The organism is Acinetobacter rudis (assembly GCF_031157835.1).
In the GTDB taxonomy this organism is placed as follows: domain Bacteria; phylum Pseudomonadota; class Gammaproteobacteria; order Pseudomonadales; family Moraxellaceae; genus Acinetobacter; species Acinetobacter rudis_A.
Genome location: NZ_JAVIDR010000015.1, coordinates 1 through 20316, shown reverse-complemented (window position 1 = coordinate 20316; position 20316 = coordinate 1). Strand labels below are relative to the sequence as shown.

Sequence of the window (20316 nt, the reverse complement as noted above, 5' to 3'; positions counted from 1 at the left end):
ATATATTGCATCGCTTAAAGATAAAAATGGTCAATATTACGTGAATGGCGGTTGTACGGGTTTAGTCGAAGAAGGAAAATATAATGACAGACAACCCTAACTCTAAAGAACAAACGCCTGATTCGGCTCAAACTGGATTATCTTCTCATTTAGATTCTACAAAAAAAGCACAAGTACGCGAGTCTAGGCGGCGATATTTATTGATGTTGATTGCTGTTGTAATTGTGATTGGTGCAATAGTGAAACTCGTAGCAGTCTTATTTTTTAATCATAAGGTTTCTACTGATAATGCTTATGTTGGGGCAGAAACAGCGAACATTAGTACGATGGTGAGTGGTCAAGTGGTTGCGGTTCAAGTGAGTGACACTCAACTGGTGAAAAAGGGAGATGTATTAGTTGTTTTAGATCCAAGTGATGCCCAAATTGCAGTTGAACAAGCACAAGCTCAGTTAGCCAAAGCTCAACGTCAGTTTAATCAGAGTAGTGCTCAAATTGAAAGTTTGGGTGCGCAAGTATTAGTGTCGCAAGATGATATTTTAAGGGCTAAAGCGCAGGTGACTCAGGCAGAAGTGCGTTTAACACGTATTACAGCTGAATTTAATCGCCGAGTACAATTAAATCAATCTGGTGCAATTTCTAAAGAAGAGTTTGCAACCGCTCAGAGTACATATAACTCAGCTCGTGCAGATCTGGAGCTTGCAAAAGCAGGGCTGACACAGGCTGAATCTAAACGAAATGCAGCAAAAAGTAATTTAGATGCAAGTAAAGCGCTCGTTGAGGGAACAACACAAGCGAATTTACCTGATGTATTAGTTGCTAAAGCGCAGTTGAAACAAGCCAATTTAGAGTTACAACGTACTGTGATTCGCGCACCTTTAGATGGTGTGGTCACGCGTAGAAATATACAAGTGGGGCAACGTGTTTCACCTGGAGCAACGGTGATGATGATTGTGCCGGTCTCCCAGCTTTATGTGGATGCCAATTTTAAAGAGAGTCAGTTACAAAAAGTACGCGCAGGACAAAATGCGATTTTAACAGCTGATATTTATGGTAATCGTGTGAAATATCATGGCAAAGTGGTTGGTTTAGCTGGGGGTACAGGATCTGCATTTGCTTTAATTCCAGCACAAAATGCGACGGGGAACTGGATTAAAGTTGTACAACGTTTGGCTGTTCGTATTCAACTTGATCCGCAAGAGTTGGCTAAAAACCCCTTAAGAGTTGGGTTATCAATGGATGCCACGATTGAGTTAGATTCAAAATAAATAATTATGCTGAACTTTTTTAAATAAAAAATACGAAGACTATGGATAAAACAATATTAGAAACCAATTTAAATGGCACCCGTTTATTAATTGCTGCCTTTATTGTGGGATTGGCTAATTTTATGGTGGTACTTGATATGACCATTGCCAATGTTTCAATCCCTACAATTACTGGGAGTCTAGCGGTTTCACCCTCACAAGGGACGTGGATTATTACCTCATATGCGATTGCTGAGGCTGTGAGTTTGTGTTTGTCAGGTTGGTTAGCACAGCGTTATGGTTTGGTACAAACTTTCAGTGTAGCCCTGATTGGATTTACTGTATTTTCAATTTTTTGTGGGTTGTCTAATAGCCTTGAATTATTAGTTTTATTCCGTATTGGGCAGGGATTTTTTGGTGGGCCAATCATGCCCCTCAGCCAAACTTTAATGATTAGCATCTTTCCTCCCAAAAAATATGCACAAGCACTTGCTATCTGGGCCACAACAACAGTAATAGGACCCATTTTAGGACCAATTCTGGGAGGTTGGATTAGTGATAATTGGGTATGGAATTGGATCTTCTTAATCAATGCGCCTATTGGTTTGGTTTCAATTTATGGTATTTATTTTTTCTTATTCAAAGTAAAGTCACCCTTAAGTAAGTCAAAGTTTGATGTCATTGGAATAATTCTACTCATTGTTTGGATTGGTGCTTTTCAAATGATGCTAGATATGGGGCATGACTATGATTGGTTTAACCATATGAAAATATGGAATTTAGCGATTATTGCTTTAGCTAGCTTTATATTTTTCATCGTGTGGGAATTTACCGAAAAGCAACCTGTTATTCAGCTTAGAATTTTTACAAATAAAGGCTTTAGCATAGCAACCTTTGCATTATCTCTCGCTTATGGCGCATTTTTTGGTGGCATAGTAATCACACCACAGTGGCTACAGCTTAATATGGGATATACCGCAACTTGGGCAGGATATTTAACGGCAACAATGGGAGTAGGAAGTCTCTTGATGTCGATTGTTGTAGCCAAGTTTTTACATAAAATTGATCAGCGTCTTTTGGCAAGTGTGGGTTTTATATTATTTGCACTCTCTTCGTTATTACGAGCGTTTTGGGCGAATAATGCCGATTTTATGGATTTGGCTTGGCCTCAAATTATACAAGGTTTTGCTTTGCCATTATTTTTTATTCCTTTGAGCAATATTGCCTTAGCATCGGTGCAATCACACGAGTTGGCAATGGCTACGGGAATGATGAACTTTATTCGTACCTTATCAGCAGCAGTTGGAGCATCAATTTCCATGAGTTTGTGGAGTGATTTTGGAGTTTCAGCACGTAATGAAATGATCGGAAGTGTTCAATTGAGTGAGAGTCAACAGGTTTTACAAGGAGCTGATATTTCACCAGAGAGTGGTTTATTTATATTGTCGAATTTGGTTGACCATGAGGCCATAACCGTATCTATTAACCATATTTTTTGGGGGCTTACCGTGATTTTTCTATTTATGAGTGTATTAATCTGGTTATCTCCTAAACCACAAAATATGCTAGATAAACTTCACATTCATTAATATAAATGTGCTTAATAATGCGGTTTATTTTGTTAATGATAATTTGATTGATATATGTTGATTAAGCACAACTATGATATTACTTATCATGTAATACATTTTTAGATCCACGCAACTTAACTATAGGGCGTGGATCACTTGATTTAAGATTTAGCTCTTTTTAGTGCTGTTGCCCATTCTGCTAAACGAGATTGGCGTTGATCTTCACTCATTTGTGGTTCAAAACTGCGGTCTAATTTCCAAGATTGTTGAATTTCATCTAGATTTGAAAATACACCGGCTTTTAAACCTGCCATAGCGGCAGCCCCCCAAGCAGTGGACTCTAGCATTTTGGGGCGTAGGACAGGAACATTTAATAGATCTGCTTGAAATTGCATCAACATAGCATTTTGACTTGCGCCACCATCAACTCTTAATTCGGTTAATGGTTTAGAAATATCTGATTGCATGGCATTGAGTACATCGGAAACTTGAAAAGCAATTGATTCAAGTGCGGCTCGTGCAATATGTGCTTTGTTTGTACCACGTGACATTCCACATAAAAGTGCGCGGGCATCGCTGTCCCAGTGTGGTGCACCTAAACCTGTAAATGCTGGGACAAGCACAACGCCATCACTATTACTTACCTGACATGCTAACTTTTCGACTTCAGCACTGTGTTTAATGATTCCAAGCCCATCTCGTAACCATTGCACTATTGCACCAGCCATGAAAACACTGCCTTCGAGTACATAGCGAGTTTGGCCTTGGCACTGCCATGCTAGACTTGTAAGTAGTTGATTGTGGCTATACTGAATTTCATGACCAGTGTTGAATAGCATAAAACAACCCGTACCATAAGTGTTTTTTGCACTGCCAGCTTCAAAACAAGATTGCCCGAACAGCGCTGCTTGTTGGTCCCCTAAAATTCCCATAATAGGAATATTGGCACCTAATAATCCTGTTGCCGTATCCGATATATAGGTGTCTGAGGAAATAATTTTCGGTAACATGCTGCGAGGGATATCAAAAGCATCGAGTAGTTCATCATCCCATGTCTGTAGGTGTAAATTCATCATCATCGTGCGAGAAGCATTACTCATTTCAATGATATGTTCGGCACCATGAGTTAAGTTCCAAATTAACCAACTATCGATCGTACCGAATGCGACCCGATTTTGTGCGGCTAAATCTCTTAGACCTTCTATATTATCAAGTAACCAGACTAGTTTTCCTGCACTAAAATAAGGGTCCACTCGTAAACCCGTTTTATGGTGTATGGTTTGGGTAAGTCCTCGCTCAATTAGTTGGTTACACCAAGCAGCAGCACGTCGATCTTGCCAAACAATAGCTGGGGCAAGAGGGCGGCCTGTTTTTTTGTCCCATACCACAGTTGTTTCGCGTTGATTGGTAAGTCCCATGGCTGCAATATCTTTAGGCATGAGACGGGCAGCAGCAATGGCTTGTTGTATAACAGCAATTTGTGTTGTCCAAATTTCTTGTGCATCTTGTTCAACCCACCCAGAATGTGGGGTTGTAATATGGATTTCACGTTGTGCGGTGGCATGAATTTGAGCATGTTCATCAAAGATAATTGCTCTACATGAGGTGGTGCCTTGGTCTATTGCAAGTAAGTAGCTCATATTTTTTAGTTTTTTTAGGTGGAAATCGCTATATTTTAGGCCATTTAAAATGAGTATGCTTGTTAAAACATATAAATAGAGAGAAAAACATCGTAATTTAAAAAAAATCTGTTAAGATATGAGGGTACTTTGGGGATGTTATTGGCTTCGACGCTGATGATGAAGCTCATAGATGCATGCCGAGAGCGCATTTCCTCTCGTAAATAAAATTTGCAATTTAATAGTCGCAAACGACGAATCTTACGCTCTAGCTGCCTAAGGGCAGTTTGTCCGCTTCACTGAATACTTGTGGTCAGTGAACCCGACCGAAGCGAACGCACACAAGTCCGTATAAAGTCAAGCCTCGGGGCTTTATACCAAACTTAGAGGATCGCGTTTTGTACCCTGTTCGTCGGGTCACAAAATGTTAAAAAAATAGACGATATCTAAGCATGTAGTATTCTCGAGTGTAGTGTTGGCGGACGCGGGTTCAACTCCCGCCATCTCCACCAAAATTTTGTAATAAAATCAGCCACTTACGAGAGTGGCTTTTTTTATGACAGGATTTTGACAGGATTTGACATCCTAAACCTGTCAAAACAGTATTAAAAAAACTCGCATATAGCGAGTCTTGAAAATTATAAGAAATATCTTTTAGTCTGTTTTCAGCTTCGACATTTCAATTTTATTTTTATCCCCATGAATCCACTTTGCATAACGCTTGATCAGCATTTGAAGGCTGTGGCCAAGTTGATCTGCAACAAATACCGGGTTAACTCCATCCATAAGCATCATCGTTGCATGGGTATGTCGTGCATTATATGCTGGACGATGCCGAATCATACATGATTGCATTGCTTCAACTAAACGAAGACGTGGAGGCTTTTCATTAAAGAAAGGTTCTGAAGTCTCTGGGCATATCATCACGTAAGAGCTGCTAAGTCTCATATCTTTAATAGCTTTCAGTGCTGCTTTAGATCGGTCATTTAAATAAACTTCTCTAGCTACATGTGTTTTGGTCACATTTTTTTCAGTACCACGCACCCGACTTTTGCTAATACGCATAGTGTCATTAAACCAATCAATATCTGACCATCGTAAAGCGATTAATTCAGATGGTCTGCAGCCTGTCCAGAACGCTAGTTCGTAGTACCAATAATAGAAAATATTTTTATCGTCTAAATTGGATTTTAACCAGGATAAAAGTGCATTCATTTCATCTCGGCTAAAAGGATCGGGTATATCTAATTGAACCTTTTTATTTTTAATATTCTGAATTGGATTTTCAGTAATGTGCTTTCCTTCGATCGCTGTTGCAAATACACCACGTAATGGGATCAGACAATTATTTAATGTCTTAGCTGTCTGAAAATCCTTTTCAGCAATAACATCTCGAATATCATCAGTAGCAATCTGATCAATAGGTGTTAAAGCAAAATAAGGCATCCAGTGTTTTTCTAGGATGTTTTTATAGCCTTTCTTTGTATCAAGATTACTTTCGCAATGTTTAAGATATTTCTGAGCAACTTCCTGAAATAACACGCCATCACCTACGATAACGTGCTGGGTATCTATTATTTCACCACGAGCTTCAGCAATATCCTTTTCAGTGAGAATCCCCCATTCGGCTTTAGTGATTAACTGACTTCTAATTTTGCTGGCTGTGCTAATACCTTCCGCAGTCGGGGGGTGCGGTAACGTGATGTTATAGGCTTGTTTGTGTCGTTCAAAGTAGATTTGGATTGAGCCATTTCTGATCCGCACGCCAGTAGGTAACGATTTGTCGCTTGTTCTGTCAGCCATTGGTTGTAACCCCGAATAGAAAAATAAATATTGCCATCTTGCTTTGACCAAACTAGATCTTCTGGCCATTTCTTACGTCTGTGAGTTAGTTTCTGTTCCTCAATACCAGTGAGTTTTGAAAACTGGAAAGCATCGACCCAATCAACAGGTGTTAAGCCTAGTTCTAATAAGGCTTCTATGATTTCATTTTTCATGTCTGATCCCCGATTTAGCTTCTGCTTCTGTTGCAAGTCTTAATTCAGAAGAAAATGAATGAGCCAGTCCACCAGGTAATTCGACTGTCACCATTTCTACGCCACTGCTTTTATATGTGCCGCGTTTTACATTCATGACTAAATTATTTGGAATAGAACTATCTGCATAAACGACTTTGTCATTAGCTTTAAACTTATTCATGTTGGCTCTCCAATTCTTTCATCAGGCGATCTGCGGTCTTACGATCAACAGTTGCTGGTATCACGTGTGGGCCAACCATGTGAAATGACATAACCAAAGCACCATTTTTTTCACTTAGTTGGACATTGTTTAAATTGGCCAAGTTGATTGCATGTTTTGTGAAATTTAAATCGGTAAAGAAAATCATGACACCCACCGTTCTGCAGTTAGTGCCTGGGCATAAAACTTAACTTGGTCTTCATTTTCAAGTGAGATCTCTGGTTGTAATTCAATAAACTTAGCTCTACGCGCTTGAACTAGGGACATTCATTTTTAGAACTACAGGCTTTAATAGTATTCGGACTTTAGCTGCAAGGCTGGCTTATTACCACGCAGCCTCAGGTGGTCTACTGTCCTGTCTACCCCTGCAACTGACTTTGCGAGGGAAAAGTACAATACAAAGCTGTCGTGCGCCTGTGTATTACGTGGACTTAACTTTACGTGAAGGCGTGCAGTTGCATGAAGCGATTCAAACAGCACAGGAAATCAAAGAGCAGATTCAACAATCAGGCTTTCAACAATTGGCTTTGGATCAGATTGCACGGCAGGGTTTTGCTAATGCGAAGTTTGAAGTGAATAGCGACGAGGGGCTTGAGGTAGGTGAAGAGTTCTACGGTGAGGAGAAACTGCAAGTTCATGAGGTATCTCAAGTGCAAGATATTCAGAAGGGATTGCAGCAGTCAGTAAAGGCTGTGCATTAGCAGGTTAAGGGGCTGAGTAAAAAATTATAGGGCTGTCCTATCATTTGAGCGAATACCCGCTCGCATCATTGAATTGGAGTAAACATCATGAATGCGTTCGTAGGCCAAACCTTTCAAATGAATCAATTGATTAACATCAAACAAGTCATCGAGTTCACAGGTGTTTGTCGTTCAACCATCTATGAAATGATGGATGAAAACTCACCTTATTACGATCCGACCTTTCCAAAGAAAGTTACGATCACAACAAAGCGCATCGGCTGGTCAGCTTGGGAAATCAATGGATTGAGGACAAGCTGGCAAGTCGATAAAGTGGTGGGAGCGTGAGCTCCCTTTTTTGATTATGGAATTTCACTAACTATTAATGATAGTAGACTGCATGTAATTCATATGATTTACATTGACTTATTATTTGAATAATAAATAATTTATTGAAACTTATAGAGTATAATTAGCCAATTTTTTATAAATAGCTTGTAAGATGTCTAATATTAATGTTGAGAATCAATCTGAAAAATCAAATCTAACATATTGGTTTGCTGGAGCCTCTTTTGGTGGGAGTGATGATCAGTTTGAGCGTTTTATTAGTCAAGGCATCTGGGAAAATGGTTATGAAACTGAGTTAATTAATAAAGTTAATTCAATGAATGTTGGGGATAGGATTGCTATTAAATCTTCATATGTTCGTAAAAAAGGCTTACCTTTTGATGCTAAAAATAATTTTGTTTCAGTCATGGCTATAAAGGCAATAGGAATAATTACTGCTAATCGTCAAGATGGCCATTTTGTTGATGTCAACTGGCAAGTTTTTAAAGAACCTAAAGAATGGTATTTCTATACAAATAGAACAACGTTGTGGAAAGTTAAGTACGAATCAGAAGATGCAAAAAAACTTATAGATTTTGCCTTTGAGGATCAACCACAAGACTATGATTATTTTCGTAATCAGCCTTATTGGAAAGGGCGTTTTGGTGATGTTGAAAAAAATGGGATTACTTGGGCTCCTTTTTTTATTGAACTTTCTAATCAATTATTAAGTTATAAAGAAAATAGAGTTGATTTGGTCGAAAAGATAAAAGTCATAGCACAGAAGCATAATTTATCTTATTTACTTAATAAAGAGTTAAATGATATTTGTCCATTTACAGTGTTGGGTATGGTCAATAGGCAAATGACGATTATAAATCGAAAGGCTATTGCTGCTGACTTAGCACGAGTGCTTTTAGTAGATGTTGATGTTCCAATAAACTTTGAAGGTATTCCTGTATTAAATAATATGAAATCATGGTTTTTTTCATTTGAAGAGATGCAAGAGCCAAATGATGTACAAAATTTATGGGATTTTTTTGAATTATCAATTAGATTTGCAGAAGATGAGGAAACAGTTCAATCTAAGCAAAGTTTTATAGAGTCGTATGACAGTCTTTTATTGCAAAAGGGGATCGGTTGGAATATTACAATGGCCTTGTTTTGGATAAGACCATGGGATTACTTAAGTTTAGATGGGACATCGCGAAATTATATTGAAGAAGAGTTAAGTGTTAAAATTTTATATAGCGGCCCTAAAAAAACAATTGATGGTAAAAACTATTTAGATTTAATGGATAATCTAAATGAATTATTTAAAAGTGATGAGACCTCTGTCAAAAGTTTTCCAGCATTAAGTATAAAAGCGTATGAAACAAAAATCGTTGAAGAAGATGAGGTAGTAGATGCTAACCCAACTGTTTTCGTAGATGAAAGAGTTACTTTGGAAAATATTGTCGACAAGCGTTGTTTTTTAAATAAAGAAAAGTTATCACTAATTGTTCGTAGAATGGAGCTTTCAAAAAATGTTATTTTTCAGGGTGCTACAGGAACTGGAAAAACTTGGTTAGCGCAATTGTTAGCTGAATATTTAGTGGGAAAAAATAAAGAAAACTTTATCCATGTGCAGTTTCATCCTACAACTTCATATGAAGATTTTATTCGGGGATGGAGACCTAATTCCGATGGGAAATTACAGCTTGTTGATGGGGTATTTCTTGAGTTAATTAATCGAGCACGTCATAACCCAACACAAAAATTTGTTATTCTCATTGAAGAGATTAATCGTGGTAATCCTTCACAAATTTTTGGTGAAATGTTGACATTAATTGAAAAATCAAAACGTGCTTATGAACATTCATTAGAGTTAATCTATAAAAAAGACAAAAATGAAAAAATCTATGTGCCTGAAAATGTTTATGTGTTGGGAACAATGAATATTGCTGATCGTTCCTTGGCTAAATTAGATTTGGCTTTTCGACGCCGCTTTGCTTTTGAAGAGCTAGAACCAACATTTAATGAAGTTTGGATGAAAGAGGTTAAAGACAATATTAACCAAATAACAGATCTACAACTTCAGCAACTACAATTAAAGATTGAGCAGTTAAACACAGTTATTCAGCAAGATCCAAGGCTAGGTAAGCCATTTTGTGTTGGCCATAGTTTCTTTACACCTACGCAGACTTTTGGTGAGTTAAAAGAATGGATTGAAGATGTGGTTGATGCGGAAGTAAAACCATTGTTAATAGATTATTGGCCTGATAATCCAGCTCAAGCATCAAGTTTATGTGACAATTTAAAGGATATCTAAGGAATATGTTGGATATCCATTGCCATTACATTACAAAATATGGCATCCCAATCAAAAATGTTTGGTTGTTAATTTTATATGCTTCGGAAGTCTATAAGACTTCCAAAGAAAGTTTTTCGAATGTTGAGGATAATTTAGATGACTTATACACCGTAATTTTAGAGTTACTGTGTGATCAGTTTGATAAAAATATTACTAAGGGATTATCAAGTAATTATGTCAGTCGAAATAAAAACTTAACTCGAGTGCGTGGTAGTATTAACTTTTTAGTCACTGAAACTAAGATGTTAACGCAGAGGGGGAAGGTCAATTGCTCTTATGATGAACTCTCGCTTGATATCCCAAGATATCAATATGTATTGATGACTTTGAAGAATGCATTGTTTTTAAAGGATATAGATAGATTAAGAACACGAATTATCCAGTATATTAATACTCTTGAAGGACTTGGTGTAACATGTCCTCGCATTCAAAATTATAATCTTAATTCGGATCGCTTCGGATATTTCGACTATTCTGAACAGGCGCTTCTACAAACATGTCAGTTATTAAATGAGCTCAAAATCCCAGCAATGTATAAAGGGAATCATTTACTGCCTAATCTAGAAGAAATGAGTGAGGAGTGGCTACGAAAATTATTTGAGAAAGCCATTTATGGGTTCTATGTTAAGAATTTACATGCCCAAGTTTGGGATGTAAGTCATAATAAAAAGTTACAATGGCAGTTTGATGTGGATTCAAACTTGACGAGTATGATGCCCTTAATGGAAGCTGATATTATTTTAAAGAATAATAAAGAAAACTATTCGATGCTCATTGACACCAAGTTCAATGAAATTTTAATACGAAATAGATTTGGAAGTTCTAAATTCAGAAATGGTTATATATATCAGATTTATGCTTATCTAAGATCTCAAGAAAAAGATGGTAGGCCTATATATAAAAGAGGAATCTTATTGCACCCAGGTGTAGGTTATGAAATCTCTGAACACGTAAAAATTCAAGGCTATTCAATAGAGTTTAAGACGATTAATTTAGCAGGAGATGCAAAAGAGATTAAAGCAAAGCTGTTTGAATTGCTATAACTTGGCTGGTTAAAGGTCAGTTTAATGTCATTGTGTGATTAACTCTTCCTTTCTTAAGTATTCAAAGTATTTCTCAGAAATTAAATAACGTTATCATTAATTTCATAAACAGAAGTGTTTAGTATTTGTGCGTCATCATTTGACGCAGCTTATTAAGCTTTGTGGCTTTTTAACTCCAAATCGATGACAATAGCGCTCAAAGAAATTTGAGATTTATCACGTGATTACTGGCGAAATTAAAAGCAAAATAGACCAAATTTGGAATGCATTTTGGAGTGGTGGTATTTCAAATCCACTTGAAGTCATGGAGCAAATGACCTATTTGCTGTTTATTCGTCGACTTGATGAAATCCAGATCAGTAAAGAAAAGAAAGCCAATCGGTTAAAGAGAGAGATCGAACAGGCTATATTTACGGCAGAGCAAGATCACTTGCGTTGGTCTAAGTTTGTGACTATCGGTGATGCCACAGCTCTGTATGACATTATTGCCAATGAAGTCTTTCCATTTATCAAAAACTTAGGCGCAGGAGATGAGACGACTTATAGTCATCACATGAAGGATGCGCGTTTTACCATACCTACACCAGCGCTATTAACCAAGGTGGTGGATTTGGTTGCTGAAGTGCCGATGGATGATAAAGATACCAAGGGTGATATTTACGAGTACATGCTGGGTAAGATCGCATCAGCAGGTCAAAACGGTCAGTTCCGTACCCCGCGCCATATTATTAAAATGATCGTAGAACTCATGCAACCCAAACCAACCGATACGATCTGTGACCCAGCGTGTGGTACAGCAGGTTTCTTGGTGGCTGCGAGTGAATACTTAAATCAGCATCATAGCACTGAGATTTTTGCCAATCCTGAGGCAGCGAAACGCTTTAGTGAAGAAACATTTTTTGGTTATGATTTTGATAGCACTATGCTTCGTATTGGTTCTATGAATATGATGCTGCACGGTGTAGAAAACCCAAGTATTGAAAACCGTGATTCTTTGAGTGAAGCGCATTCACATATTGCTGAAAAATACAGTTTGATTTTAGCCAATCCGCCATTTGCAGGTAGTTTGGACAATGAAAGCTGTGCCAAGAACATTCAAGCGGTAGTCAAAACTAAAAAGACTGAATTATTGTTTTTAGCCTTGTTCTTACGTCTGTTAAAAACAGGCGGTCGTGCGGCGGTGATTGTGCCTGATGGCGTGTTATTTGGCTCATCGAAAGCGCATAAAGATTTGCGTCAACAGATTGTTGAAGAGCAAAAACTCGAAGCGATTATCTCTATGCCATCTGGGGTATTTAAACCGTATGCTGGGGTTTCGACTGCAATCATGATTTTCACTAAAACCATGTCCGGCGGTACGGACAAAGTTTGGTTTTATGATATGCAGGCAGATGGTTATTCACTGGATGATAAGCGTAATGCACTTGATGCGTCTAAGCATGAAAATAATAACATGCCTGACATTATTGCCCGTTTTAAAAACTTGGGTGGTGAAAAAGACCGTAAAGCCACAGAGCAAAGCTTTTTAGTAGATAAAGCCGACATTGCTGCCAATGGTTATGACTTATCGATTAACCGCTATAAAGAAGTGGTGTATGAGCAAGTGGAATATGAAGCACCAAGTAAAATATTGGCAGATCTTAAACAGCTTGAAAGTGAAATTCTAAAAGGAATGGACGCACTTGAGGAGATGCTGAAGTGATAATTCCTGTTAAAAAAATAAGTGCATTTTGCAAAACAGGAAGTGGTGGTACGCCTTCTCGTTCAAATAATCAATTTTTTGAAAATGGAACAATTCCCTGGGTCAAGTCGGGTGAATTAAAAAACCGTTATATTACAAATGTTGAAGAGTATATAACTGATTTAGCAGTAGAAAAATCCTCAGCTAAATTAGTCTCAAAAGATTCTTTACTGATTGCTATGTATGGCGCAACAGTTGGAGAGGTTTCTCAGCTTACTTTTGATGCAACAACGAACCAAGCTATTTGTAATATTCAACCTGATGAAAATATTTGTGATGTTAATTATCTATACAGATTTTTAGAAGCATCAAAACCGTATCTTTTGAGTCGTCGAGTCGGTGGTGGTCAGCCAAATATTTCCCAAGGGGTCATTAAGGATTTAGAGGTTCCACTCCCACCACTTGCCGAACAACGTCGTATCGCTGCTATTTTAGATCAAGCGGATGAGTTAAAGCAAAAACGTCAGCAAGCGATTGAAAAGTTAGATCAGCTTTTACAAGCCACCTTTATTGATATGTTTGGTGATCCTGTCCGTAATCCTAAAGGGTGGGATTTGGTAAAAGTTGGAGAAGTAGTTGATGAGTTTATTGGTGGGAAAAATATAGAATGCCCTGATGAAAGCGACTCTATTTATAAAATTCTAAAAGTTAGCGCAGTCACTTCAAAAGTTTATAAACCTAATGAAAGTAAATTTGTACCTAATACATTTGAGCCTAATCCTTTAGCAATTGTCGAAAAAGGTGATTTACTCTTCAGTCGAGCAAATACAACCGAATTAGTTGCAGCAACAGCATACGTTTGGGAAACTCCTGAGAATATTGTTTTGCCTGACAAATTATGGAAATTTTCTATTTCAGATGAATCTAAAATAAATAAACTTTATTTGTGGGATTTATTTAAAAATTTAGAGTTTAGAAGTGAGCTTTCAAAATTATCAAGTGGTACGAGTGGCTCAATGAAGAATATTTCCAAAGGCAAATTGAATGAGTTTAAAATGCCGTTACCTCCTAAAGAACTTCAAGATAAATTTGCGGAATTTTCAACAAAACTTTGGGGGGAAATTAAGACTTTTCAGCAATCTTCTGATAGTTTGGATTCACTATTCAAATCATTACAAAACCAAGCATTTAGCGGTACTTTATAAAGTAACCTCACCCAACCTCTCCTTAAAAAGGAGAGGTTGGCAGTGTAAATGATGCGTTTGAACTTGCAATGCTGCATATTGCAAAGGTGAATAATGTTGTCTTTGTTGCATAGGTTGTGTGGTGTAATGCCAAATTGGTTGTTGATATGCTAATAATAATGATATTAAATAATAATTTAAATTTACTGATAATGGTTTTTCATGATTTATAAGGCTCGCGCTGCATTAACAAAAATCTTTGGTTGTATAGCACTTATTTCAGTAATTACTTTGGCTATATGTTTTTGGAAGCTAAATTATGTTGGTGTGAAAATTCAATATTTTTTAATACCAACAGCAGTGGTTTCGACTATTTTATGGTGGTTAATAAATCCAGATAAAGATAATTCTAATGTAAATTGAGGAAAAAACATTGGACTAGAGCGATTGCACAATAAGGCGCTATGTCAATTGAATGATGATCCGTACTAAACATCAAATCCATTGAATCAATAAGACCATTTGGTAAAAAATACAGCCTACATCGTTGTTGTTAAACTCTACTTTTCCACTTATTATAGATGCTTGAATTTATTGAAAAACTATTCATTGAATGACCATTGAAAATAAAGTATAAGGTGGGGTTATGAGCAACTTTCAGTTTTTAGAACCTGAATTTAAAAACTTGGCAGCTACGGCTAAAGAAGCCGAAAAGCTCGTGTATATATCCCCAAAATTTGCCCTTGCAGCAGCTCGTACCTCACTTGAAAACCTTGTGCTATGGCTGTATCAATACGATAAAAAACTCACCCAACCTTATGACCCATCACTGCATAACTTACTCAATGACCACAAATTTAAAGACCTAATTCCGTCTTATATTTGGGACAAAATGGACAATATCCGCATGGTTGGCAACAGTGCCGTACATGGGAAAAAGTTCAAACAACTCACCACAGAAGACACGGCTAAACATATCAGCCATTTATTCCTGGTGTATGTCTGGTTTGAGCGTAATTATGGTTCACCATCTAAAGATCGCTCTCAGCCGCATATTTTTAAAACCGAACTGATTCCAGATGCAGGCAATACCCAGCAAGTTACCGCCAACCAAGAACAGCTTAAACTAGAAGTTGCACGCTTAGAAAAAGAGCTTGCTGAACAACATAAAAAAGAACGAGAAAGAGAACAAAAGCTTTTTGAACTCTCCGCAAATCCTGAAATACGTGAACAACTACTTGCCAATATAGATGCGGAACGTGCCCAAAAGCGTGCCGAAGTTGAACAAGCTAAACTTGCCAATAGCCAGGTTCCTGACCATACCGATTATAAAGAAGACGAAACCCGAAAACTTAAAATTGACCTCATGCTTGAAGAAGCAGGTTGGGAAATGGGTACAACGGTTCGTGAAGAAGTTGCTGTAACAGGTATGCCGAGTCCATCGGGTAAAGGTGCTGTGGATTATGTGCTGTATGATGCCAATGGCTTGCCGTTGGCAGTGGTTGAAGCTAAACGTACATCAACCGACCCTGATATTGGACAACAACAAGCTAAGCTTTATGCAGATTGCTTAGAACAACAAACAGCACAACGCCCTATCATTTTCTATACCAATGGCTACAAAACCCGAATCTGGAATGATGTACAAGGTGGCCCACCACGATTGGTTCATGGTTTTTATACGCAGGCCGAACTAAAACGTTTGATTGAAAGACGTAAAAATAATCCTGATTTGGCGAGCTTCCCGATTAACAGTGAAATCGCAGGACGCTATTACCAAACCCGTGCCATCAAAGCCATGCTTGCAGCTTACCAACGTAAAGAACGTGCTGGCTTACTGATTATGGCGACAGGTACAGGAAAAACCCGTACTGCGATTGCTTTGGTGGATGTGCTCATGAAAGCCAACGTAGTACAAAAAGCACTCTTTCTGGCTGATCGTACATCCTTGGTCAATCAGGCACACAATGCTTTTAAAGCAAATTTAAAAGATGCTTCATTCGTCAATTTACTTGAAGATAAAAACCAAGTTGGTCGAGTGTATTTCTCTACCTATCAAACCATGATCGGTTTGATTGACGAAAAAAATGCCGATGGTACACGCCGATTTGGCACAGGCATGTTTGACCTGATTATTATTGATGAAGCACACCGTAGCGTTTACCAAAAGTTTGGTGAGATTTTTAAATATTTCGATAGTTTGCTTGTTGGTTTAACCGCAACGCCACGAGATGAAGTAGACCGTGATACATACGCACTGTTTGGCTTAGAAAGCGGTGTGCCAACCGATTACTATGATCTTGATCAAGCTATTGCAGATGGTTATCTAGTCCCACCCAAAGCCTATTCTGTTCCATTGAAATTCATGCGTGAAGGCGTGAAATATGACGAGCTTTCAGAAGAAGAAAAACAGCATTGGGATAGTTTAAATTGGGGCGATGAAGAAGCACCTGAAGAAGTCTCAGCATCTAAGATCAATAAGGAACTGTTCAATACAGATACGATTGATTTAATGCTCAAACACTTGATGGAAAATGGCATTAAAACCGAAGGCGGTGATCGCCTAGGTAAAACCATTATCTTTGCCGTCAATCAAAAACATGCACAATTTATTGCTGACCGCTTCAATGGCAACTATCCGCAATATGATGGCAAGTTTGCGCGTGTTATTACGCATGCTACGAAGTATCCGCAAAGCTTGATTGATGATTTTAGTAAGAAAGATTTGCCTGAACCACAAATTGCGATTTCGGTGGATATGCTCGACACTGGGATTGATGTTCCCGAAGTGATCAATCTCGTGTTCTTTAAAGCTGTACGTTCTAAAGTGAAGTTTATGCAGATGATTGGACGTGGTACACGCCTCTGCAAAGAACTGTTTAGCCCAGAAAATGATAAAAAAGAATTCTTTATTTTCGACTACTGTTCTAACTTTGAATACTTTAATGAAAACCCAGATGGTGCGTCTGTATCGACGATAGAACCACTAGGGCAACGCCTATTTAAAGCACGTTTAAATATCTTAAGTTTGCTGAATGCGAAGGACTACGACACCGAAGAATTAAAAGCAGTACAGCAATATCTACGTCAAAGTTTACAGACTGAAGTGAAGTCGATGAACAATGAAAATTTCATTGTGAAGTCAGAGCTTGAGCATGTTGAACATTTTAAAAATGATGATGCTTGGAACAATTTAGATGACCTTGCCATTGGTACATTACGAGAACACATCTCTAAATTACCAAATCAGCTTGAGCCTGAAACATTAGAAGCCAAACTTTTCGATATGTTGTGCTACAACTTAGAACTTGCAGTATTGGAAAAGAATAATAAGGCAATTGAGAACTATGCCAATCGAGTGATTGAAATCGCGTCTAAATTGGAAAGCAAAGAAAATATTCCTGTGGTTGCAGAACAGATTGCATTGATCCAAGAAATCCAAACCGTAGAATATTGGAAAGGCATCACCTTACCCATACTTGAAGTGATGCGTAAGCGCATTCGTGGCTTGGTCAAGCTGATTGAAAAATCGACCTCGACTATTGTCTACTCCATGCTTGATGATGAAATTGGAGATATGCAGGCAGTCGATATCCCACTTGTATCAACAGGTGTAAACCTTGCCCAATATCGCAAGCGTGTTGAAAGCTTCATTAAAGCCAATGAAAACCATATTACTATTGCCAAGCTCAAGCGTGGATTAGCTCTTACACCTACTGACTTAAGTGAGCTAGAGCGTTTTGTTTTTGAAGCACAGGAAGTAGAAAGCCGAGATAAATTTGAGGAATGTTTTGGCACAGAAAAATCCTTACCACTGTTTGTTCGTTCTTTGGTGGGCTTAGATCGTCAGGCGGTTCAAGATGCTTTCTCAAAGTATTTACAAGGTACAAGGTACAACGAAAAGCAGATTCGTTTTGTGGAAATGTTGATTGAGCATTTAACACAAAATGGTGTCTTAGAGGCTTCTCAATTATATGAACCACCTTTTAACCAAATTCATTATGAAGGGATTGATGGTGTGTTTGCTGATGGGGATGCAGACAGTATATTTGGGGTTATTGAAGCGTTTAATGAAGCGGTGGCTTAGGTTATATTTTAGGGGGAAAGAATATGGTTGCGCCTTTAGTTTTAGCAGCAGTATGGTTGGGCGGTGCTGCATTAACTGGTATTGCTGGTTATTTAGCATATGAAAACTGGGAAACTATAAAAAAGAAGTTTTCTGGAAAATCCATTGTAATTTTAGGACAACGAGCAACTGGTAAAACAACGTTACTAAATTATTTACTTAAAGGTGAAATCACATTAAAACATGAAGCTACTATTGGTGTTAAAAAAGTTAAAATTAGCAAAAAAAAACTAGCAGATCTTGGCTGGAATGTTCGTTTGAAGAGTATTCAAAATGATTATAGTGGGGTTACTTCTAATTATGAACAATGGTTAAAAGCACTTCAAAATGCTGATATTTTTATTTACCTATTTAAAATTGATGAGTGGATCTTAGATGAGGGTACTGTAGAAGCCCAAATTGAAAAAGACATAAAAAATATTCAAAAAGTATTAAATGGTAAAAATATACCAATGTTTATCATTGGTACTCATTTAGATCTACTTGAAGGTATTGAATATAATAATGGAAAAGAAAAAATTAAATTGATTGATGATCTTCAAGATGAAGTATTTTTTAAAAATATTAAATCTAGATTAAATGTGGATAATTCAAAAGCCTATTTACATTTGGGGAGTATGAAAGATGAAATGGGGTTAAATGAAATTATTCATTTCATAATCGGCCATATGGGAGAATAGATGTGGAAGATATGAAAATCTATCTTTTTGCACAAGCATTAGATAATAATAGCTCTGATGATTGGTATGAATATACCTCAAGTTCTATTGAAAAAATAACCAAAGAAAATGATCAGTCGTGGGTTAATAATTTAATATTTGAACTGACTGATAAGGGAGAGAGAGAAAATTATCATAATGTAGAGTGTTATTATAAACTAAACTCTAATGAATTTTTTGATTTTATGTTGCTAATTGAAAATCAGCAGGAAGATAATATTGGAAGAAAATCGAAAACAGCCTTAATAGTTAAAGGCTATAAGGGTGCCCTACTGGATTTAGAGGAAATATTAACTTCATTCTGGATTAAAACTAATAGAAATTCATCAATTTCTGGAATATTGGCTGAGCAATGTCAGGATGTCCTAAAAATAATAAAAAAAAAGAAAAAAAGAAAATACCTAACCCCATTGATATTGGTAAGTTTAAGCATAATATTAGTAATTTTTTTTCAAAAATTAAGCAAAGGATAGAAGATGAGTCTTAAAAGCTTTCCTAATAATATTGATGAACGTCGAGTAGTATGGTGTTTGTCTCAGGATACAATTGATATGGCTTTAAATGATAAGTCTACTTCTGAATTATTACTTGTACCCAATGTTACTGTTATCCAGCTCCCTTTAAGTCGCATTGCGAAAAGGAAGTCGGAGAAACTCTGTGAATTAGACAAACTAAATTTATTGAAAGTAGATCAAGTTCTAGTATGTTCAGATGAAGGGGTTAATAGCAAAGAAAAGTATCTAAACTTGGAAGAAGTTATAGATGACTTCTTAACTTACAATTTAAAAAAGGCAAATGCCTATGCCAGATTTTTTGCGGCATTAGGTGCAACCTCATTTGAGTTTGAACATAAAAATTTTGATTTTTCTAATTCCAAAGTTGATTTTTCAGCATCACTTGATGGAGCTGCATCTAGGGTTGCTAAAGCTAATACAGATTTGACAGCTAAAGCAGAAAAAACGCTCAATCAAATTGCTTCAATTATGAAGAGTTACACTCAGAATGAATATTCAATTGAACAAAGAATATTGTTAGCAGAAAAAATACTGGAAGAATATGGTTTAGAAAATGACGAAATTTGCCATCATGAATTAGCTACACTTAAAGATGGTGCTGCGCATTTAAGTGATCTTAATATATCTATGTCATCTGCAAGCGATAGTAATAGAAGTATGAATATTCTTATTGATGTTGGACTTAATTTTCCAAAAGCGGAAACAGAAGGCAAAAACAGTTCACTTATATCCTTTAAGTCTAAACTTGAATTAGCATCTATAGTTAAGAACAGCTTCGATTTTAATTTAAAAGTCAAATTTTAGTAAGTATTTGATGAAACACTACCGCTAAAAAGAATAACTAATGCCTATAGGGGGGCAGTTCAGTTATATGATCCACCATTCAATCAGGTTTATTTTGAAGGTATTGATGGTGTGTCTGCTGATGGGGATGCAGACTGTCCCGTCCTGAAATAAGTTTACACATTGGAGACTTATTTTATGGAATATAAACAAAGCCAACGAGTTAAGCGCAC

The 20316-nt window shown here is 37.1% G+C and carries 15 protein-coding genes, 1 other RNA gene and 2 pseudogenes; 14 read left to right on the top strand and 4 right to left on the bottom strand.

Features of this window, described 5'->3' with window-relative positions; all coding sequences use genetic code 11:
- The first annotated feature begins 83 nt into the window (after positions 1–83).
- Both RFH42_RS12400 and RFH42_RS12395 read left to right on the top strand, forming a co-directional pair.
- On the top strand, positions 84–1265 hold the full coding sequence (locus RFH42_RS12400) for an HlyD family efflux transporter periplasmic adaptor subunit (protein WP_308975977.1): 1182 nt from the start codon (positions 84–86) through the stop codon (positions 1263–1265).
- Between the two features lie 41 nt (positions 1266–1306).
- Complete coding sequence (locus RFH42_RS12395) at positions 1307–2833, top strand: DHA2 family efflux MFS transporter permease subunit (protein ID WP_308975976.1); 1527 nt, start codon at positions 1307–1309, stop codon at positions 2831–2833.
- Between the two features lie 143 nt (positions 2834–2976).
- Here the strand turns inward: RFH42_RS12395 and glpK are convergent, their stop codons facing one another.
- The gene (gene glpK, locus RFH42_RS12390; protein ID WP_308975975.1) at positions 2977–4455 is read right to left on the bottom strand and encodes a glycerol kinase GlpK; all 1479 of its coding nucleotides are present in this window, start codon (positions 4453–4455) and stop codon (positions 2977–2979) included.
- A gap of 131 nt (positions 4456–4586) precedes the next feature.
- On the opposite strand from glpK, the gene ssrA reads away from it, so the two are divergent.
- Positions 4587–4946, top strand: a transfer-messenger RNA (tmRNA) gene (gene ssrA / locus RFH42_RS12385).
- Between the two features lie 142 nt (positions 4947–5088).
- Here the strand turns inward: ssrA and RFH42_RS12380 are convergent.
- From RFH42_RS12380 to RFH42_RS12370, 3 genes are all read right to left on the bottom strand, one after another.
- Entirely contained in the window at positions 5089–6237 is a 1149-nt protein-coding gene (locus RFH42_RS12380; RefSeq protein WP_308975973.1) for a tyrosine-type recombinase/integrase, read from the bottom strand.
- Between the two features lie 183 nt (positions 6238–6420).
- Entirely contained in the window at positions 6421–6633 is a 213-nt protein-coding gene (locus RFH42_RS12375; protein WP_308975972.1) for a hypothetical protein, read from the bottom strand.
- Positions 6626–6820, bottom strand: coding sequence for a hypothetical protein (locus RFH42_RS12370; protein ID WP_308975971.1), 195 nt, complete (start codon positions 6818–6820; stop codon positions 6626–6628). Before RFH42_RS12370 ends, RFH42_RS12375 begins: the two co-directional genes overlap by 8 nt.
- Before the next feature lie 106 nt (positions 6821–6926).
- On the opposite strand from RFH42_RS12370, the pseudogene RFH42_RS12365 reads away from it, so the two are divergent.
- The 11 genes and pseudogenes from RFH42_RS12365 to RFH42_RS12315 form a co-directional block, all read left to right on the top strand.
- A pseudogene (locus RFH42_RS12365) lies at positions 6927–7373 on the top strand (recombination directionality factor); the annotation flags it as partial.
- 87 nt (positions 7374–7460) lie between these two features.
- A pseudogene (locus RFH42_RS12360) lies at positions 7461–7684 on the top strand (helix-turn-helix transcriptional regulator).
- Between the two features lie 170 nt (positions 7685–7854).
- Positions 7855–9990 carry an McrB family protein gene (locus RFH42_RS12355; protein WP_308975969.1) on the top strand — a complete coding sequence of 712 codons (2136 nt, stop codon included), beginning with the start codon at positions 7855–7857 and terminating at the stop codon, positions 9988–9990.
- Between the two features lie 5 nt (positions 9991–9995).
- Entirely contained in the window at positions 9996–11075 is a 1080-nt protein-coding gene (locus RFH42_RS12350) for a 5-methylcytosine restriction system specificity protein McrC (protein WP_308975968.1), read from the top strand.
- Positions 11076–11295: 220 nt separating this feature from the next.
- Positions 11296–12777, top strand: coding sequence for a type I restriction-modification system subunit M (locus tag RFH42_RS12345; RefSeq protein WP_308975966.1), 1482 nt, complete (start codon positions 11296–11298; stop codon positions 12775–12777).
- Entirely contained in the window at positions 12774–13961 is a 1188-nt protein-coding gene (locus RFH42_RS12340) for a restriction endonuclease subunit S (protein WP_308975965.1), read from the top strand. The genes RFH42_RS12345 and RFH42_RS12340 overlap by 4 nt, the downstream gene beginning before the upstream one ends.
- Before the next feature lie 201 nt (positions 13962–14162).
- The gene (locus tag RFH42_RS12335) at positions 14163–14363 is read left to right on the top strand and encodes a hypothetical protein (RefSeq protein WP_308975963.1); all 201 of its coding nucleotides are present in this window, start codon (positions 14163–14165) and stop codon (positions 14361–14363) included.
- A gap of 223 nt (positions 14364–14586) precedes the next feature.
- The gene (locus tag RFH42_RS12330; RefSeq protein WP_308975962.1) at positions 14587–18027 is read left to right on the top strand and encodes a DEAD/DEAH box helicase family protein; all 3441 of its coding nucleotides are present in this window, start codon (positions 14587–14589) and stop codon (positions 18025–18027) included.
- 23 nt (positions 18028–18050) lie between these two features.
- Positions 18051–18746: a GTPase domain-containing protein gene (locus RFH42_RS12325; RefSeq protein WP_308975961.1), complete on the top strand. Its 696-nt coding sequence runs from the start codon at positions 18051–18053 to the stop codon at positions 18744–18746.
- 11 nt (positions 18747–18757) lie between these two features.
- Positions 18758–19258: a hypothetical protein gene (locus tag RFH42_RS12320; protein ID WP_308976039.1), complete on the top strand. Its 501-nt coding sequence runs from the start codon at positions 18758–18760 to the stop codon at positions 19256–19258.
- A gap of 3 nt (positions 19259–19261) precedes the next feature.
- Positions 19262–20104 (top strand): hypothetical protein, encoded by an 843-nt coding sequence (locus tag RFH42_RS12315; RefSeq protein WP_308975960.1) that lies wholly within the window; start codon positions 19262–19264, stop codon positions 20102–20104.
- Positions 20105–20316: the final 212 nt, after the last annotated feature.

Bases quoted from the DNA above. Each gene is read 5' to 3' on its own strand.
- RFH42_RS12335 (WP_308975963.1), top strand. From the start codon at position 14,163: ATGATTTATAAGGCTCGCGCTGCATTAACAAAAATCTTTGGTTGTATA.
- RFH42_RS12350 (WP_308975968.1), top strand. From the start codon at position 9,996: ATGTTGGATATCCATTGCCATTACATTACAAAATATGGCATCCCAATC.
- RFH42_RS12325 (WP_308975961.1), top strand. From the start codon at position 18,051: ATGGTTGCGCCTTTAGTTTTAGCAGCAGTATGGTTGGGCGGTGCTGCA.
- RFH42_RS12320 (WP_308976039.1), top strand. From the start codon at position 18,758: ATGAAAATCTATCTTTTTGCACAAGCATTAGATAATAATAGCTCTGAT.
- RFH42_RS12355 (WP_308975969.1), top strand. From the start codon at position 7,855: ATGTCTAATATTAATGTTGAGAATCAATCTGAAAAATCAAATCTAACA.
- RFH42_RS12330 (WP_308975962.1), top strand. From the start codon at position 14,587: ATGAGCAACTTTCAGTTTTTAGAACCTGAATTTAAAAACTTGGCAGCT.
- RFH42_RS12315 (WP_308975960.1), top strand. From the start codon at position 19,262: ATGAGTCTTAAAAGCTTTCCTAATAATATTGATGAACGTCGAGTAGTA.
- RFH42_RS12375 (WP_308975972.1), bottom strand. From the start codon at position 6,633: ATGAATAAGTTTAAAGCTAATGACAAAGTCGTTTATGCAGATAGTTCT.
- RFH42_RS12395 (WP_308975976.1), top strand. From the start codon at position 1,307: ATGGATAAAACAATATTAGAAACCAATTTAAATGGCACCCGTTTATTA.
- RFH42_RS12380 (WP_308975973.1), bottom strand. From the start codon at position 6,237: ATGGCTGACAGAACAAGCGACAAATCGTTACCTACTGGCGTGCGGATC.
- RFH42_RS12370 (WP_308975971.1), bottom strand. From the start codon at position 6,820: ATGATTTTCTTTACCGATTTAAATTTCACAAAACATGCAATCAACTTG.
- glpK (WP_308975975.1), bottom strand. From the start codon at position 4,455: ATGAGCTACTTACTTGCAATAGACCAAGGCACCACCTCATGTAGAGCA.
- RFH42_RS12400 (WP_308975977.1), top strand. From the start codon at position 84: ATGACAGACAACCCTAACTCTAAAGAACAAACGCCTGATTCGGCTCAA.